This is a genomic window from Arthrobacter sp. 05T47, assembly GCF_056395825.1.
Genome location: NZ_JBFTKG010000017.1, coordinates 58,157 through 75,169 on the forward strand (window position 1 = coordinate 58,157; position 17,013 = coordinate 75,169).

Here is a 17,013-nt window from a genome sequence, read left to right on the forward strand (position 1 = left end):
ATGGCAAAACTCACCAAAGCCCAGCGCGAGTGGCGCCCGGGCATGCCCAAAAAGCGGCGTTCCACGAAAGTCATGTTCGCCTCCACAGTCCTGCTGCTGGAAGCCTTCGTCGTGCTCTTCGGGACCCTGGCCGTCTTTGGGCTGCACCGCAACGAATACCCGGCCGGACTGGTCTTCTCCGTGGGGATCGGCCTGTGCCTGGTGTTCATCTTCACCTGCGCGGTCCTCTCCAAGCCCTGGGGAGTGGCCCTGGGCTGGGTCCTGCAGCTCGTCCTGATCCTGGGCGGCCTCGTGGAACCAGCCATGTACCTGGTCGGCGCGCTCTTTGCCGTGTCCTGGTGGTACGGGATCCGGACCGGCATCCGGATTGACCGGGAAGCCACCCAGCGGGAACGCGAGCAGGCTGAATGGGACGCGGCCCACCCCGCTGGCTCCGGGCCGGAACAAACGCCCGGCACCGCGAGCCCCTAGCCCGCACCCCTTAGACTTGATCCGAATCCCACCCAACACATTGGAGCAACTGTGAGCATTGAGCGCACCCTCGTCCTGATCAAGCCCGATGGCGTCGCCCGCAACCTGTCCGGCGCCATCCTGAGCCGGATCGAAGCCAAGGGCTACACCCTGGCCGAGCTCAAGAAAGTGGACGCGAGCCGCGAGCTGCTGGAACAGCACTACGAGGAGCACATCGGCAAGCCGTTCTACGAGCCGCTGGTTGAGTTCATGCTCAGCGGCCCGGTGGTTGCCGCGATCTTCGAAGGACACCGCGTGATCGAGGGCTTCCGCGTCCTCGCCGGCACCACGGACCCGACGACGGCGGCGCCCGGCACCATCCGCGGCGACTTCGGCCGTGACTGGGGCCTGAAGGTACAGCAGAACCTGGTCCACGGCTCGGACTCAGTGGAGTCTGCCGAGCGCGAAATCAAGATCTGGTTCTAACACCCAGCGACAGATCGAAAAAACAGATAAGGCCAATGTTCACTGTGAACATTGGCCTTATCTGTTATCTGGGTGCGTCTGGTGCCTTGTGTCTGGGTGGGTTGCGGGGCGCCTAGTATCCGGAAGTCCCGATGAAGACCTGGATGAAGGCGAAGAAGATCGTGGCGATCACGGCGACGTACAGCAGCGCCGTGATGATCCAGCCGGAGTCGCCGAGGACCTTGGTGGGGCCCGCCGGCAGGGCGATCACGCCGTGGGAAATGTTGCGGACGCTCACCCAGACGAACAAGGGGATCATCACGGCCCAGACCACCATGCAGAACGGGCAGAGGATGTGGATGGAATACAGGGCCTGAGACCAGAGCCAGACCACGAAGGCGAAGCCCAGCGTCACGCCGGCCTGAAGCCCCAGCCAGTACCACCGGGCGAATTTTGCGCCGGCCAGGATGCCCATGGCTGTGGTGATGATCACGGCGAAGGCGACGATGCCGATGAACATGTTCGGGAAACCGAACACCGAACTCTGCGGTGTCTGCATGACCTGCCCGCAGGAGATCCACGGGTTCACGTCGCAGACCGTGACGTGGTTCGGATCCTTCAGGACTTCCAGCTTCTCCAGCACCAGGGCCCCGGACGCGAGCCAGCCGATGGCGCCGGTGATCAGCAGGAGCCAGGCGAACGGACGGTCGCGGGTCATCGGAGGGAGAGACCGGTCCGCAGGAGCCGGACCGGAGCCTGGCTGGTGCACGGTCGCGTCGCCGGCGGTGCTGGAGATGCTGGGCATGGAATATGAGTCCCTTTAGTCGTGGTGGTCGAGTGCTTCTGGCCCGATTGTAACGCCGCAGACTGGACGGTGCCGGAGAACAGCCCGGCCGCCGCTCCCCGTGGCGGCCGAAGCACTTCCGGCCTTGCCTACGCCAGCTTTGACGCCTCCTGTGAGACAATGATCGTGGCTGGAACCCGATCCACATCCGGATTCCGGTCCGGCGATTTTGTTTCAAGACCGCCAATGATGAGCAGGGAGCTGCGGATCCTCTGATTCCAGCTGTCCCGCAATGCCATTGGACGGCACCTGGTTGTGGCATGTAGGTCAACGGGTTCCAAAACAATCTCGCCGGCCTTCCAGGGCTGCCGCACCCCACTGCCGGTGCGAACCTGAGGGTATTCAATTGACTTCTGTCAATGCCTGCGGGTGTTGACGCATATTTGCCCCAACGGGCGCCGAATGTGGCGGCGCATCAGGGGCAGGAGTGTCGCCACATATGGATAATGACCAGGTTGTAACCGGTAACGAAAACGTAGTAGCCGGGGAAGTAGAACTAACTGCGGAAGCAGAGGCTCCGGTAGCGCCGAAGAGGGCCGTCCGGACCCGCCGGAAGGCCCCGGTACCAAAGATGGACGCCGCAGCTGCCGCGGAGGCGGTGGCTGAAGCCGCAGCCCTGGCCGAGGCGGCCGGCTCGGATGAGCCCGTCGCCGCTCGCGGCAAAGCAGCTGGCGCCAAAACCTCCGAGGCCGCAGCTGCCGAAGCTGCTGCTCCCGAAACTGCAGTCAAGGCGCCTGCTCGGCGCACCCGTGCCCGCAAGAGCGTGGCCGCCCCGGAACCGCTCCCTGCCTTCGCCGATGAGTCCGAGGCCAGCGCGACGGCCGCCGCAGAGGCTCCCGCCGCAGAAGCTTCTGAGGCATCGTCCGCAGACGAGAAGACAGCCGAGAAGGCAGTAGAGAAGCCGGTCCGTCGCCGGGCCAGCCGGGCAAAGGCTGCACCGAAAACCGAAGAAGTACCCGCAGTAGCCGTCCCGGCCGAAGAAGCCGCCCCGGCTGAAGCTCAGCAGGCCGAAGCCACCGCCGAAGCCTCGGCGGAAACCCAGCCCGCCGTGGCCGCGCCCGAAGAAACCCCGGCCGACGAGCCGCAGGCCCGGCCCGAGGAAAGCCCGGCCGCCTCGCTGTTCATGGAACCCGGTGCCCTGACGTCCGTGATCTTCCAGGCCCCCGACCTCAGCACCGTGGTGCGCCCGGCCCCCGTTGCCGCAGCGGAGCCCGAAGACGAGGAAGGCGACGAGGACGAGGACGCCGGCAGCCGCCGTCGACGCCGCAGCCGCGGGCGGCGCGGGCGCACCCGCACCTCCGGCGAGTCCGAGACTGATTCAGAAGGCACCGACGAAGAGGGCGAGGAAGGCTCCGAAGCAACCCTCGAAGACGGCGTGACCTCCCGCCGCCGTCGTCGCCGCCGCCGCGGTGACCAGGACCTGGAGCTGACCGGCGGGGAAGGCGACGACCCGCCCAACACGGTGACCCGGGTCCGCGCGCCGCGGGCCATGGCCGAGGCGCCGGTGAACAACCGCGTCACCTCCGTCAAGGGCTCCACCCGCCTGGAAGCCAAGAAGCAGCGCCGCCGCGAATCCCGCGACACCGGCCGCCGCCGCACCGTCATCACCGAGGCCGAGTTCCTGGCCCGCCGCGAGTCCGTGGACCGGCAGATGATCGTCCGCCAGCGCGACGACAGAATCCAGATCGGTGTCCTCGAAGACGGCGTCCTGGCCGAGCACTTCGTGTCCAAGACCCAGCAGGATTCCCTGATCGGCAACGTCTACCTGGGCAAGGTCCAGAACGTTCTCCCGTCCATGGAAGCCGCTTTCGTGGACATCGGCCGCGGCCGCAACGCTGTGCTGTACGCCGGCGAAGTGAACTGGGAGTCCGTCAACCTCGAAGGCAAGCAGCGCCGGATCGAGAACGCGCTCAAGTCCGGCGACTCCGTACTGGTCCAGGTCACCAAGGACCCGGTCGGCCACAAGGGCGCCCGCCTCACCAGCCAGATCTCGCTGCCCGGCCGCTACCTCGTGTACGTGCCCGGCGGTTCCATGACCGGCATCTCCCGCAAGCTGCCCGACGTCGAACGCAACCGCCTCAAGCGGATCCTCAAGGACCGCCTGCCCGAGGACGCGGGCGTCATTGTCCGCACCGCGGCCGAGGGCGCTTCCGAGGAAGAGCTCACCCACGACATCAACCGGCTCCGCGCGCAGTGGGAAGGCATCGAGAGCCAGTCGACGTCCACCAAGATCCTCGCCCCCGAGCTGCTCTACGGCGAACCTGACCTGACCATCAAGGTGGTCCGCGACGTCTTCAACGAGGACTTCTCCAAGCTGATCGTCTCCGGCGAGGAAGCCTGGGACACCATCGAGGCCTACGTCACCTACGTGGCTCCGGACCTGGTGGGCCGGCTCGAGAAGTGGACCAAGGACACGGACATCTTCGCGGCCTGGCGCATCGACGAGCAGATCCACAAGGCCCTGGACCGCAAGGTCTTCCTGCCCTCTGGCGGGTCCCTGGTGATCGACCGCACCGAAGCCATGACCGTGGTGGACGTCAACACCGGCAAGTTCACGGGCTCCGGCGGCAACCTCGAGGAAACCGTCACCAAGAACAACCTGGAAGCGGCCGAGGAAGTGGTCCGGCAGCTGCGCCTGCGCGACATCGGCGGCATCATCGTGATCGACTTCATCGACATGGTGCTCGAATCCAACCGCGACCTCGTGCTGCGCCGCATGGTGGAGTGCCTGGGCCGGGACCGGACCAAGCACCAGGTGGCTGAGGTGACCTCGCTGGGCCTCGTGCAGATGACCCGCAAGCGGATGGGCACTGGGCTGCTGGAAGTCTTCGGCGAGCAGTGCGAGGCGTGCGCGGGCCGCGGCATCGTCACCCATGACGAGCCCGTGGAACACCGCCGCGCCAACACGGTCGCCGCGGAGCACTATGTGCCGCGCACCGAGGCGGCCCAGCCGGCTGCCCGCACCGAGCGCAAGAGCCGCCGCCGCGGCAGGGGAGGCCAGGGCCCCGAGTCCGCGCCGTCCACGCCCGCGGCCGTCCACGCCGAGCCCACCGAAGCTGAACGCCACGCCAAGGCTGAAGCCACCCGGGCTGCGCTGGCGAACATTGCCGCCGCGGCGCACGCCGCGCACCTGCACGATGGGGAGGCAGCCGCGGCCAGCGACGCCGGGGCCCGGCAGGCCGCCGTCGACGCCGTTACGCACCTCGCCGCCGCGGACGAAGCAGCCGGGCGTCCCGCGACCGTGCTGACGTTTGGCGGCGAGCAGGTTGCCCTGCCCTTCGTCGAGCACGCCGAGGACACCCAGGCACCGGCCCTGACCCTGGACCTGCTGACCGAGGCCTTCGCCAACCTGGGCGAGGCCGACGCCGGTGAGCAGGCCGACAAGCAGGCCGACAAGCAAGCCGCAGCCCAGGCACCCGCGGCCCCCGAGGCGCCGGCAGCCGCGCCCGCCTCGGAAGCCCCGGCTTCACCGGCAGCGGACACGACTCGTGGCCGCCGCGGACGCCGCAACCGCAGCGCCAGCCGTGCCCAGGGCGCAGCCAACGAGACCTCCGTGGAACACCGCGAGGCCACACGTCCGGCCGCGGCCGGGTCGGTTCACGAGGCCAAGGCGCCCGCCGCGGCCCAGCGGGCGTCCATCCCTGCCGGCAACGAGCCGATCATCCTCGGCGTCGGAGTACCGGCCTCGGAGCTGTAGTCCTCCGCGGCTGATCACGTCCCCGGCCGGTCACTTCGACTGGTTGGGGTGCGGGTCCGGGCCGAGCGGGCGTAACAATACGTCCGCTCGGCCCGGGCCCGCACGTGCGTTAACGGGGCAGCCCGGTGGCAACGGCTAGGCTGGAACACTGACACGGGGTGCCGCGCATCGGGCCGGCTGAGATCCAGACCCGTTGAACCTGTCCGGTTAGCACCGGCGAAGGGATGTCTGACTTGTCCGCGAAATCCAATCCGTCCGAATTGCCGCCCAGTGATTTTCAGCCGGGCAGTTTTCTGCCCGGCGGTTTCTTGCCCTCCGGTTTCTTGCCCTCTGGGGTCCGCCCGCCCGCGCCGCCGCGCATTCCCCGCGTGCTGGCGATTGCGGGGTCCGATCCGTCCGGCGGGGCCGGGATCCAGGCCGACCTCAAGAGCATCGCGGCGAATGGCGGCTACGGGATGGCCGCCATCACGGCCCTGACCGCCCAAAACACCCAGGGCGTGCGCGCCGTCCACGTACCCCCGGCGGCGTTCCTCACGGCCCAGCTGGAGGCCATCAGCGAGGACATCGGCATTGACGCAGTCAAGATCGGCATGCTCGGCGACGCCGGTGTGATCGACGCCGTCCGCACCTGGCTGGAGAAGGTGCGCCCCGCAGTCGTCGTCCTGGACCCCGTCATGGTCGCCACGAGCGGTGACCGGCTCCTGCAGGAATCGGCCGAGGCCGCCCTGCAGGCCCTCCTGCCGCTGGCGGACCTCATCACCCCGAACCTCGCCGAACTCGGAATCCTGCTCAAGGAACCCGTCGCGGCCGACTGGGCCGAGGCCCTGGCGCAGGGCAAACGGCTGGCCGCGCTGACCGGCGCCACCGTCCTGGTCAAGGGCGGGCACCTCCAGGGCGGGCTCGGGAATGACGGCGACGCCGGCTGCCCGGATGCGCTGGTCAACACCGGGGGCCTGCTCGGCACCGAAACGGTGGTGGTGCCGGGGGAGCGGATCGCGACGCGCAACAGCCACGGCACAGGCTGCTCCCTGTCCTCGGCCATGGCCACCGTGCAGGCCCGGGTGGGGGACTGGGAAGCGGCGCTGCGGGTGGTCAAGCCGTGGCTGCTGGGCGCACTCCGCGAAGCCTCGGTTCTGGACGTCGGCAACGGCAACGGCCCGGTCCATCACTTCCACCACGTCGGCCACAGTCATGTGGGCGACGCCGATGCGGGCCACGCTCCGGGGGAGGGCGAGTTCGCCGCGGCCCTGCGCGCGGGGGCCACCGCCGATCTTGACGCCATCTACGCCCTGGACTTCATCCGCGGCCTGGCCGACGGGACCCTGCCCGAGCACGAATTCGCCTACTACCTCGCCCAGGACGCCATCTACCTCAACGGCTACTCCCGGGTCCTGGCACGCGCCGCCGCGATCGCCCCCACCGAGGCCGAGCAGCTGTTCTGGGCCAGGTCCGCGCAGACCTGCCTGGAAGTCGAGTCCGAGCTGCACCGTACCTGGCTCAGCACCCGCCCCACGGGGGCCACCTTGGGCCCGGTAACGAAGTCCTACGTCGATCACCTGTTGGCCGCCTCGGTGTCCGGCAGCTACGGGGTCCTCGTGGCAGCGGCCCTCCCATGCTTCTGGCTCTACGCTGAGGTCGGCGCCACGCTGCACCGGGAGTTCCTTTCCGGCGGCGCACCCGCCGGGCATCCCTACGCCGACTGGCTGCGGACCTACGCCGATGAGGACTTCGCCGCAGCCACCCGGCAGGCCATCGCGTACATGGACACGGCGGCCCGGCAGGCATCCGGGCGCGAGCGGGAAGCCATGGCCCTGGCCTTCCGGCAGTCCTCACGCTACGAAGTGGACTTCTTCGACGCGCCGCGGTTGCACGCCTGACGCGAGCTGGCCTGTGCAGCCGGTAGGATGGTGGGGCACGGTTCCGGAAGTCGTTGCGGCAACACAACATCAAGAACGCAGAGTCTAGGCGTTGTGGCGCCTGTCACGGACTGCCCCCGGAACCAGCCTCATTTGCGGCCGAAGGCAAAATTAGCGTATYCTAGATCTTCGGTGCTTACGCCAACACTTGGGTTATGACCCTGAGAACTGTCCGTTTGGAATTTCAACTGGATTTGTTCCGGGGATAGCTCATGGGTTCCCCCGGGGAATCCACCGGCGTTGAGGCACAGCGTGAGCCGGTCCAAACAATTTGGCCCCAGGTTCCGCACGCAAATCTAGTAATAAACGTCGAGAGAAGTGAGTTCCCCAGTGGTGTACGCGATTGTCCGCGCAGGCGGCCGCCAAGAGAAGGTTTCCGTTGGAGACTTCGTTACCCTGAACCGCGTCCCCGGTGGAGCCGGCAGCACCTTTGAGTTGCCCGCACTGCTCCTGGTGGACGGTGACAAAGTCACGTCTGCTGCTGCGGACCTGGCCAAGGTAACGGTTACGGCTGAGATCCTCGAAGACCTCCGTGGTCCGAAGATCGTCATCCAGAAGTTCAAGAACAAGACCGGTTACAAGAAGCGCCAGGGTCACCGTCAGGAATTGACCAAGGTCAAGATCACCGGTATCAAGTAACCCTTCGTTACTGTTCAGGTTCCAGCAGATTTCCCAGAATTTTTGAAGGCAGGCATTTCAAATGGCACATAAAAAAGGCGCGAGTTCCACTCGCAACGGTCGTGACTCCAACGCCCAGTACCTCGGCGTCAAGCGCTTCGGTGGCCAGGTAGTTTCCGCAGGCGAGATCATCGTCCGCCAGCGCGGCACCCACTTCCACCCGGGCGCCGGCGTCGGCCGCGGCGGGGACGACACCCTGTTCGCCCTGACCCCCGGTGCTGTCGAGTTCGGCACCCGCCGTGGTCGTCGCGTTGTGAACATCGTGGCTGCTGCAGCTGCAGAGTAGCAATAAGTTCTAAATCGGTGGAGCGGGCCATTAGGTCCGCTCCACCGGTGTTTTAACCGCATTACAATCATCTTGGGCCTCTTGGGGGTCCGGGGAACAGCACTGAGGAGATTTACGTGGCGAGCTTTGTAGACCGGGTAGTACTGCACGTATCCGGCGGTACCGGCGGCCACGGCTGTGTCTCCGTTCACCGGGAGAAGTTCAAGCCCCTCGGCGGTCCCGACGGCGGCAACGGCGGCAACGGCGGCGACGTCATCCTGCGCGTCGACTCGCAGACCACCACCCTGCTCGACTACCACCACGCCCCCCACCGGCACGCCACCAATGGCGGCCCCGGCATGGGTGACTGGCGCGGAGGCAAGAACGGCGAAACCCTGATCCTTCCGGTGCCTGTGGGCACCGTGGTGAAGTCCAAGTCCGGCGAAGTCCTCGCCGACCTCGTGGGAGAAGGCGACGAATACATCGCGGCGGCCGGCGGCATCGGTGGCCTCGGCAACGCGGCACTGTCCTCCCAGAAGCGCCGCGCCCCCGGCTTCGCGCTGCTCGGCATMGAGGGCGAATCCAGCGACGTCGTCCTGGAACTGAAGTCCATCGCTGACATCGCGCTCGTGGGCTTCCCCTCCGCCGGCAAGTCGAGCCTGATCGCCGCGATGTCGGCGGCCCGGCCCAAGATCGCCGATTACCCCTTCACCACCCTGATCCCGAACCTGGGCGTCGTCCAGGCCGGCGAGATCCGCTTCACCATTGCCGACGTCCCGGGCCTGATCGAGGGCGCCAGCGAGGGCAAGGGCCTGGGCCACCACTTCCTGCGCCACGTAGAGCGCTGCGCCGCACTCGTGCACGTGCTGGACTGCGGCACGCTCGAATCGGACCGCGATCCCCTCTCCGACCTCTCCATCATCGAGGCCGAGCTGGAGAAGTACGCCGTGGACATGAGCTACAGCGGCGCCGACGGCGAAGTCGTTCCGCTGAACCACCGCCCCCGGCTGGTCGCCCTGAACAAGGTGGACCTGCCCGACGGCAAGGACATGGCCGAGTTCGTCCGTCCGGAACTGGAATCCCGCGGCTACAAGGTCTTCGAAATCTCCGCGACGAGCCACGAGGGCCTCCGCCAGCTCGGCTTCGCCATGGCCGAAATCGTCCAGGCCGCCCGCGACGCCGTCGCCGCGACCCCGCCGAAGGTGGCGGCCCCCGTCCTGCGCCCCCGCGCCGTCAACGAGACCGGCTTCACTATCCGCCGCGAGGAAAAGGGCCTCGAGCCGCTCTTCCGCGTCCAGGGCGAGAAGCCCGTGCGCTGGGTCAAGCAGACCGACTTCACCAACGAGGAAGCGATCGGCTACCTCGCCGATCGGCTGGCCAAGCTGGGCGTCGAGAATGAGCTGTTCAAGCAGGGCGCCAAGCCCGGCGACATGGTGGTCATCGGCGATGACGACGGCGTCGTCTTCGACTGGGAGCCGACCATGATGGCCGGCGCCGAACTGCTCGCCTCGCCGCGCGGCACCGACGTGCGCTTCGCCGACATCGGCGACCGCCCGACGCGTGGCCAGAAGCGCGACGAACAGCAGGAGCGCCGCGACGCCAAGGCAGCCGCCCGCGCCGAGCTCGAAGCCGAACGCAAAGCCGGCATCTGGACCGAATCCGTCAGCGGCCGCCGGGTTCGGCAGCCGCTCAAGGAGAGTGGACTGGGCGCAGAAGATGACGAGTAAGACCGTCGTCGAGCACCGGTCACAGCCGCTCAAGGCCCAAAACATCAGCGCCCACACGCGCAGCGCCCCCGACCGCACCGCGCTGTCCGGGGCCCGCAGGATCGTCGTCAAAGTCGGCTCGTCCTCGCTGACCTCCATCAAGGGCGGAATCTCCGAAGAGGCCCTGACCGGCCTCGCGGACGCGCTGGCGCACAAACGCAACGCCGGCACGGAAATCATCCTGGTGTCCTCCGGTGCGATCGCCGCCGGCCTGGCCCCGCTGGGGCTCGAGAAGCGCCCCCGCGACCTCGCCACCCAGCAGGCCGCGGCGAGCGTCGGCCAGGGCCTGCTGATGGCCCGCTACACCCACGCCTTCGGGGCGCACGGGGTCACCGTCAGCCAGGTGCTCCTGACCGCGGATGACTTCATGCGCCGCAGCCAGCACACCAACGCGTTCCGCGCCCTGGACCGCCTGCTGAACCTCGGCGTCGTTCCAGTGGTCAACGAAAACGACACCGTGGCCACCCATGAGATCCGCTTTGGCGACAACGACCGCCTCGCGGCCCTTGTGGCCCACCTGGTCCGCGCCGACGCGCTCGTGCTGCTCTCCGACGTCGACTCCCTGTACGACGGCCCGCCGTCGCACGGGGCCAAACGGATCCCGCACGTCTCGGGTCCCCACGACCTCGACGGCGTCTCGATCGGCAGCACCGGAAAAGCCGGGGTGGGCACCGGCGGAATGGTCACCAAGGTCGAAGCCGCCACCATCGCCGCGGGTTCGGGCATCCACGCCCTGGTCACGTCCACGGCCAACGCGGCTGCTGCGCTGGCGGGCGAGGACGTGGGCACGTGGTTTTCCGTCAACGGCGCCCGCAAGCCGATCCGGCTCCTGTGGCTGGCCCACCTGGCGTCCGTCCGGGGCACGCTGGTGCTCGACGACGGCGCGGTCCAGGCCGTCCGTGACCGCCGCACCTCGCTGCTGCCGGCCGGGATTGCCGAGGTGAAGGGCGACTTCGAGGCCGGCGACGCCGTGGAGATGGTCTCGCTGGACAACACCGTGATTGCGCGCGGGTTGGTCAACTATTCCGCCGCCGAGCTGCCCCAGATGCTGGGCCGTTCCACGCGGGAGCTGGGCAAAGCACTGGGCCGCGGATATGACCGCGAAGTTGTTCATGTTGACGATCTGGTGCTGGTCTAGGTCCACTGGACGCCTAAACTGGAAGCATGACTGAGGCCCTGACTTCCGCTGCCGTGCCCGCTGACGCTATCCCCGCTGGCAATCCTGTGCCCGCCGAGGGTTTCGCGGCGCCGGATCCGGCGCAAACGCCGGCCACGGCCACGGACATCGAAGCTGCCGTCCATGCGATCGCTGACCGCTCGCGCCACGCAGCCCGAAAGATGGCGCACGCGAACCGGGCCTGGAAGGACCGTGGCCTGCGCGCCATCGGCAAGGCGCTCGTGGAGCACAAGCACCAGATCCTGGCCGCCAACGCCAAGGACGTCGAAGCCGGCCGGGCCGCCGGAACCAGCGCCGCCCTCCTGGACCGCCTGACGCTGACCGATCCGCGCATCACGGCCCTCGCCGCGGCCCTGGAAAACCTTGCCACCCTGCCGGACCCCGTCGGGAACGTCGTGCGGGGCCAGACCCTGCCCAACGGGCTGCGCCTCCGCCAGATCAACGTGCCCATGGGCGTGGTGGCCGCGATCTACGAGGCACGCCCGAATGTCACGGTCGACATTGCCGGCCTGGCCCTCAAGAGCGGCAACGCCGTCATCCTGCGCGGCGGATCCGCCGCCGCGGCCACCAACGCCGCCCTCATCACCATCCTCCGGGACGCCCTGGAATCGGTGGGCCTGCCCGCCGACGCCGTCCAGACCGTTGACCAGTACGGCCGCGAGGGCGCCAACGCCCTGATGCGGGCGCGCGGCCGGGTGGACGTGCTCATTCCCCGCGGCGGGCGCGACCTGATCCAGACCGTGGTGACGAACTCCTCCGTACCGGTCATCGAAACCGGCGAGGGCAATGTCCACATCTTCGTGGACGCGTCCGCCAGCGAGGACATGGCCGTCGACATCCTCCTCAACGCCAAGACCCAGCGGCCCAGCGTCTGCAACACGGTCGAAACGCTGCTGGTGCACTCCAAGTCCACCGTCCTGCCCGCCATCGCCGCCGCGCTGCGGGCTGCCGGGGTCACCCTGCACGTGGACCAGCGCGTCCGCGCCGCGCTGCCGGCCTCGATCCCCTCGGTGCCGGCCACCGACGAAGACTGGGCCACCGAATACATGAACCTGGACCTGGCCGTGGCCATGGTGGACAGCCTGGACGAGGCCGTCCGGCACATCCGCAAGTGGTCCACGGGCCACACCGAGGCGATCCTGACCAACGACCTCGCCAACGCAGAGCGCTTCATCGCCGAGATCGATTCGGCCGCCGTGATCGTGAACGCCTCCACCCGCTTCACCGACGGCGGCGAGCTCGGACTCGGCGCCGAGGTGGGGATTTCCACCCAAAAACTTCACGCCCGCGGCCCCATGGGGCTGACGGAACTGACCACGACCAAGTGGATCGTGCAGGGCGAGGGCCAGATCCGGGGCTAGCAACGCTGTAACATGGAACGGAAGACCGGAACGGCGGACACCTCCGCCGTCGTCAAATTTTGAACTCATTAGGGGAGAACATGCTGTCGCAGCAGATCGCCACTTTCGTCGCCGCCGCCGGCGAATCGGGCCACGAGGAACTCGCGCCGCTCATTGCACCGCCGTTTGTCATTGGCGGAACCATGTTCGCGATCCTGGTGGTCCTGTTGTTGATCACGCTGTCCTACTCCAACCTGGGCAGGCGCCACGTGGCCGTCGAGGAACACTCGGATCCGCACCGCCAGCACCCGAACAAGCACGATCACAGCCAAGGTCACTAATATTTCCGCCACCATGAGGCAGCGCGGCGCCCAGCGCCGCCTGCGTCTGGGTGTGATGGGCGGCACGTTCGATCCCATCCACCACGGACACCTTGTCGCGGCCAGTGAGGTCGCGGCCAAGTTCGACCTCGACGAAGTCGTGTTTGTGCCCACCGGCCAGCCCTGGCAGAAGTCGGCCAAGAAAGTCAGCGAAGCCGAGCACCGGTATCTGATGACCGTCATTGCCACGGCTTCGAACCCCCGCTTTACCGTCAGCAGGGTGGACGTGGACCGGCCGGGACCGACCTACACGATCGACACGCTGCGCGACCTCCGCACGCTGCGCCCGGACGCCGACCTCTTCTTCATCACCGGCGCGGACGCGCTGGCACAGATTTTGTCCTGGAAAGACATCGACGAACTGTGGTCGCTCGCGCACTTTGTGGGCGTCACCCGGCCAGGCCACGTCCTGGACGGTATGGGCCGCAAGGATGTCAGCCTCCTGGAGGTCCCGGCCATGGCCATTTCCTCCACGGACTGCCGCACCAGGGTGGCCGAAGGCAATCCTGTCTGGTACCTCGTTCCGGACGGAGTGGTCCAGTACATCGCAAAGTACGGCCTGTACCACTCGAGCCCCGACGCGGCAGGATTTGACCCGGCACAGCACGATCCAGCCTTCGAGATTACCCAACCAGCCAGCACTGAATGAGTTTGCCATGAGTCAGGAACAGCCTCCCATCCGCAGCCGCCGCGAATTGCGACAGGCCAGAGATGAACGCCTGGATACTGCGGGACCGGGCGAGCCGACCGAGGCCGAAATCACCGGCCGGAGCCGTCGTGTTGCCGACGCTCCCGTGGATTCTGTGCCTGGCGGTGCCGAGCGGTCCTCCCAGGTCCGCGCGCGGGACCGGGCCACGCTGCGCACCATCAAGGAGCTCGCTGAGAAGGAAGGCCAACTGGCGCAGGGAGGGCCGCCCACCCGTCGCCAGCTGCGGCTTCTGGAGCTGGCGACCGAAACCGCCCCCGCCACCCAGGCCAACACCATTGTCCCGGTGTCCCCGCGGACCAGGGCCAACCCGGTGGTTTCCCCAGCCCAAAATAACCCGGCCCAAAAGGACTCAGCCCCTGCCCCGGCCGTGTCAGGCGCCGCGGCAGCAAAGGCTCCCACGGCGGGTCCCGACGGCGTCGGCCCGGGCGGGAAGACGCCCGAGGGCATGAGCGTGGAGCAGGCACTGGCCGCGCGGGAACTGCTCGCCGAGCAGGCCAAGAACCAAGTGGCCAAGATGGAGCACATCGCGGCGACGGATCCCGACGCCGTCGATCCGGCCGTCCTGGCCGAGCAGATCGCCCTGGCCGAGCGCGCCGCGGTGCTGAACCGCCGCGCGGCCGCCAAGCAGAAGCTCGCCGAGCAAAACAGCCAGCCCGCAGTGCCCCGCAATGATCCCACCACGGCCAATAACCTGGCCATGGTCACACCCCTGGAATTTGAGAAGGTTCCCGGCGTGGAGCGGCCCGTCATGAAGCGCCCTGCCACGTCGTATGTTCCGGTCGTCACCAACCCGGGTCCCCGGGTGGATACGACACGGAAACCCGGCGGACGGCGCCCCGGCCTGTCCCGCCAGCGGCCCGCAGGTCCTGCTGCGGGTTCAGCCGCCGGTTCTGCAACGGGTTCTGCCTTCGGCAAGAGCGGTGTCCTGGCCCGGGCGGAAGCAGCCGCCAAAGCCGGAAAGGCGCGGCCAACCGGCGTTCCGGCGATTTCCGCGAGCGGGACCGACGAGGCCCTCGTTGGCGGGGAACCCGTTGCAGCGAATTCCGCGTATGGACTGGATCCCCTGGACGCCGCTACCGCCGGACTGGGCCGGGCACGGCGCCTGCGCTTGCTCCAGCTCGGCGTCCTGGCGTTGGGGGTCGTCGCCCTCATCGCCGGCATCACACTGATCGTCACCRKGCTGGCCCGCTAGGCCACCACATGGGCGTCGAATCTTCACCGTCGAATAGCACGGGAAGTGGCACCCCAGCCGTTGGGCCGATACCTGGCGGAGCATTTCACCTACGGCTTSCCAGCCCAGGTTTTAGTTTCATGACCATGAATYTTCATCACTAGRTTTTTCATTACCAGGTTTTCATCACTACAAGGAGTCCCGTGTCTGCAACCGATTCATCCATCATTACCGCCCGCCACGCAGCCCGCGCTGCCTCGGAGAAGCTCGCCGAAGACATCGTGGCCCTGGACGTCAGCGAACGGCTGGCMCTGGCCGACGTCTTCCTGATCGCCTCGGCGCCGAGCGAACGCCAGGTCAACGCGATCGTGGACGGCATCGAGGACGAACTCTCCAAGTTTGACCAGAAGCCCGTCCGCCGCGAGGGCCGTTCCGGCGGCCGCTGGGTGCTGCTGGACTACTCGAACGTGGTCATCCACGTCCAGCACGAGGAAGACCGCGTCTTCTACGCCCTCGAGCGACTCTGGAAGGACTGCCCCGTCGTTGACCTGCAGCTCGGTGACGACGCCTCCGCCAAGGCCACCGCCAGCACCGACACCGAGTAGCAACGCGGCGCACTGGCCAGCCCGATCGGGGCGAATATGCCCGATTTGGAATTTTCGGAATGGCTGGTCTAAGATATTTGAGTTGCTTCGGAGAGATCCGAACGAAAGACCGGAACTTTRCGCGTCAGTAGACGTGCTCGGAGCAGCGAAAATTCGGGGCTGTGGCGCAGCTGGTAGCGCACCTGCATGGCATGCAGGGGGTCAGGGGTTCGAGTCCCCTCAGCTCCACCGGATGATCCGCCGGAATCGAAAGATTCCGGCGGATTTTTTTTGCCCGGAACGGGGGGAGCGGGTGTTCCCCGGTGGGGGTGCGGGCCACAAATTTGACCGGCCGGCGCGCCGATTAGCGCGAACGCGGTTTGTGGTTTAAGCTAGACAGGTTGCTTCAGGGAAGACAAAACTTCCAGGGCAAATGAGGGGCTGTGGCGCAGCTGGTAGCGCACCTGCATGGCATGCAGGGGGTCAGGGGTTCGAGTCCCCTCAGCTCCACCACGAAAGGGAATCACCGCTTGGCGGTGGTTCCCTTTTTCGTACCCTGCGCAGGAGYGCGGGACTGCGKWTGGCGCAGCCGTCAAGACTGTCTCATGACTGGACGTCACAAACTGTCATTTAAGCTCTGCACCCCGGGCGGGACCTTGCTATCGTCGCTAGGAGAGAGCCGCCACGCGGCTTAGCTGGAAGGCCATTTCCGGCTCCACGACTAAGGACCATCATGAAGCGCACTCGACTTTCCGTTATCGGCCTCATTGCGGCAGCAGGACTCGCYCTGGCAGGCTGCGGCTCCGCGTCCACCACACCTGCCAGTTCGGCGCCCGCCGCCGGCGCGGACACGTCCCTCAGCGACGTCAAGAGTGCGGGTGTGCTCAAGGTCGGCACGGAAGGCACSTACCGGCCGTTCACGTTCCACGCCAACGGCAGCGGTGAMCTGACCGGCTACGACGTGGAGATCATCAACGCCGTGGCCGAGAAGCTGGGCGTCAAGCCGTCCTTCCAGGAAACGCAGTTCGACGCCATCTTCGCCGGCCTCGACGCCAAACGCTTCGACGTCGTCGCAAACCAGGTWTCCATYACGGACGAGCGCAAGGCGAAGTACGACTTCTCCACCCCCTACACGGTGAGCACCGGCGTCGTCGTCACCAAGGCTGACAACAACGACATCAGCTCCTTCGACAGCCTGAAGGGCAAGACCACCGCACAGTCMCTGACCAGCAACTGGTACAAACTGGCGCAGCAGAGCGGCGCAAACGTCGAGGCCGTGGAGGGYTGGGCGCAGGCGATCACGCTGCTCAAGCAGGGCCGTGTGGATGCAACCATCAATGACAAGCTGACGTACCTGGACTACCAGAAGACGGACCACGACACCGGCATCAAGATTGCCGCCGAAACCACTGACAAGTCGCTGAGCGCGTTCGCCCTGCGCAAGGGCTCGACSAGCCTCACCGACGCCATCAGCAAGGCCCTCGGCGAGCTGGCRGCCGACGGCACGCTGACGAAGATCTCGCAGAAGTACTTCGACGCCGACGTCTCGAAGTAGCCCTGTGGAAGCCGCC

The 17,013-nt window shown here is 67.2% G+C and carries 15 protein-coding genes, 2 tRNA genes and 1 riboswitch; of the genes, 16 read left to right on the plus strand and 1 reads right to left on the minus strand.

Going from position 1 to position 17,013, the window contains the following annotated elements; genetic code table 11:
* Complete coding sequence (locus tag AC1DEY_RS13375; protein ID WP_476868352.1) at positions 1-471, plus strand: DUF4233 domain-containing protein; 471 nt, start codon at positions 1-3, stop codon at positions 469-471.
* A gap of 51 nt (positions 472-522) precedes the next feature.
* The gene (ndk, locus tag AC1DEY_RS13380; RefSeq protein WP_390206304.1) at positions 523-936 is read left to right on the plus strand and encodes a nucleoside-diphosphate kinase; all 414 of its coding nucleotides are present in this window, start codon (positions 523-525) and stop codon (positions 934-936) included.
* A 112-nt stretch (positions 937-1,048) separates the two neighbouring features.
* On the opposite strand, the gene AC1DEY_RS13385 is transcribed toward ndk, so the two are convergent.
* Positions 1,049-1,720, minus strand: coding sequence for a vitamin K epoxide reductase family protein (locus AC1DEY_RS13385; protein ID WP_441408753.1), 672 nt, complete (start codon positions 1,718-1,720; stop codon positions 1,049-1,051).
* 478 nt (positions 1,721-2,198) lie between these two features.
* On the opposite strand from AC1DEY_RS13385, the gene AC1DEY_RS13390 reads away from it, so the two are divergent.
* The 14 genes from AC1DEY_RS13390 to AC1DEY_RS13455 all read left to right on the plus strand — a co-directional run bounded on the left by AC1DEY_RS13390 (position 2,199) and on the right by AC1DEY_RS13455 (position 16,997).
* The gene (locus tag AC1DEY_RS13390; protein WP_476868353.1) at positions 2,199-5,456 is read left to right on the plus strand and encodes an Rne/Rng family ribonuclease; all 3,258 of its coding nucleotides are present in this window, start codon (positions 2,199-2,201) and stop codon (positions 5,454-5,456) included.
* 144 nt (positions 5,457-5,600) lie between these two features.
* Positions 5,601-5,698: riboswitch (TPP riboswitch) on the plus strand.
* A complete protein-coding gene (locus AC1DEY_RS13395; protein ID WP_476868354.1) occupies positions 5,681-7,333 on the plus strand; it encodes a bifunctional hydroxymethylpyrimidine kinase/phosphomethylpyrimidine kinase in 1,653 nt (550 codons plus the stop codon). (Overlaps the previous riboswitch by 18 nt.)
* A 369-nt stretch (positions 7,334-7,702) precedes the next feature.
* Positions 7,703-8,011, plus strand: a complete 309-nt coding sequence (gene rplU, locus AC1DEY_RS13400) for a 50S ribosomal protein L21 (protein ID WP_018773353.1) — start codon at positions 7,703-7,705, stop codon at positions 8,009-8,011.
* A 61-nt stretch (positions 8,012-8,072) separates the two neighbouring features.
* Complete coding sequence (rpmA, locus tag AC1DEY_RS13405; protein ID WP_009372867.1) at positions 8,073-8,336, plus strand: 50S ribosomal protein L27; 264 nt, start codon at positions 8,073-8,075, stop codon at positions 8,334-8,336.
* Positions 8,337-8,452: 116 nt separating this feature from the next.
* The gene (gene obgE, locus AC1DEY_RS13410; protein WP_476868355.1) at positions 8,453-10,042 is read left to right on the plus strand and encodes a GTPase ObgE; all 1,590 of its coding nucleotides are present in this window, start codon (positions 8,453-8,455) and stop codon (positions 10,040-10,042) included.
* Positions 10,032-11,219, plus strand: coding sequence for a glutamate 5-kinase (gene proB, locus AC1DEY_RS13415; protein ID WP_476868356.1), 1,188 nt, complete (start codon positions 10,032-10,034; stop codon positions 11,217-11,219). The genes obgE and proB overlap by 11 nt, the downstream gene beginning before the upstream one ends.
* A 26-nt stretch (positions 11,220-11,245) precedes the next feature.
* On the plus strand, positions 11,246-12,619 hold the full coding sequence (locus tag AC1DEY_RS13420) for a glutamate-5-semialdehyde dehydrogenase (RefSeq protein ID WP_476868357.1): 1,374 nt from the start codon (positions 11,246-11,248) through the stop codon (positions 12,617-12,619).
* 80 nt (positions 12,620-12,699) lie between these two features.
* Entirely contained in the window at positions 12,700-12,939 is a 240-nt protein-coding gene (locus AC1DEY_RS13425; RefSeq protein ID WP_441408759.1) for a hypothetical protein, read from the plus strand.
* A gap of 13 nt (positions 12,940-12,952) precedes the next feature.
* Complete coding sequence (gene nadD / locus AC1DEY_RS13430; RefSeq protein ID WP_476868358.1) at positions 12,953-13,627, plus strand: nicotinate-nucleotide adenylyltransferase; 675 nt, start codon at positions 12,953-12,955, stop codon at positions 13,625-13,627.
* A 7-nt stretch (positions 13,628-13,634) separates the two neighbouring features.
* The gene (locus tag AC1DEY_RS13435) at positions 13,635-14,879 is read left to right on the plus strand and encodes a hypothetical protein (RefSeq protein ID WP_476868359.1); all 1,245 of its coding nucleotides are present in this window, start codon (positions 13,635-13,637) and stop codon (positions 14,877-14,879) included.
* A 182-nt stretch (positions 14,880-15,061) separates the two neighbouring features.
* Entirely contained in the window at positions 15,062-15,463 is a 402-nt protein-coding gene (rsfS, locus tag AC1DEY_RS13440; RefSeq protein WP_441408761.1) for a ribosome silencing factor, read from the plus strand.
* A gap of 155 nt (positions 15,464-15,618) precedes the next feature.
* Positions 15,619-15,691, plus strand: a tRNA-Ala gene (locus tag AC1DEY_RS13445).
* A gap of 188 nt (positions 15,692-15,879) precedes the next feature.
* Positions 15,880-15,955, plus strand: a tRNA-Ala gene (locus AC1DEY_RS13450).
* Between the two features lie 220 nt (positions 15,956-16,175).
* A complete protein-coding gene (locus AC1DEY_RS13455) occupies positions 16,176-16,997 on the plus strand; it encodes an amino acid ABC transporter substrate-binding protein (protein ID WP_476868360.1) in 822 nt (273 codons plus the stop codon).
* Positions 16,998-17,013 lie beyond the last annotated feature (16 nt).

Bases quoted from the DNA above. Each gene is read 5' to 3' on its own strand.
- rpmA (WP_009372867.1), top strand. From the start codon at position 8,073: ATGGCACATAAAAAAGGCGCGAGTTCCACTCGCAACGGTCGTGACTCC.
- AC1DEY_RS13395 (WP_476868354.1), top strand. From the start codon at position 5,681: ATGTCTGACTTGTCCGCGAAATCCAATCCGTCCGAATTGCCGCCCAGT.
- AC1DEY_RS13375 (WP_476868352.1), top strand. From the start codon at position 1: ATGGCAAAACTCACCAAAGCCCAGCGCGAGTGGCGCCCGGGCATGCCC.
- AC1DEY_RS13385 (WP_441408753.1), bottom strand. From the start codon at position 1,720: ATGCCCAGCATCTCCAGCACCGCCGGCGACGCGACCGTGCACCAGCCA.
- nadD (WP_476868358.1), top strand. From the start codon at position 12,953: ATGAGGCAGCGCGGCGCCCAGCGCCGCCTGCGTCTGGGTGTGATGGGC.
- AC1DEY_RS13420 (WP_476868357.1), top strand. From the start codon at position 11,246: ATGACTGAGGCCCTGACTTCCGCTGCCGTGCCCGCTGACGCTATCCCC.
- proB (WP_476868356.1), top strand. From the start codon at position 10,032: ATGACGAGTAAGACCGTCGTCGAGCACCGGTCACAGCCGCTCAAGGCC.
- AC1DEY_RS13390 (WP_476868353.1), top strand. From the start codon at position 2,199: ATGGATAATGACCAGGTTGTAACCGGTAACGAAAACGTAGTAGCCGGG.
- AC1DEY_RS13425 (WP_441408759.1), top strand. From the start codon at position 12,700: ATGCTGTCGCAGCAGATCGCCACTTTCGTCGCCGCCGCCGGCGAATCG.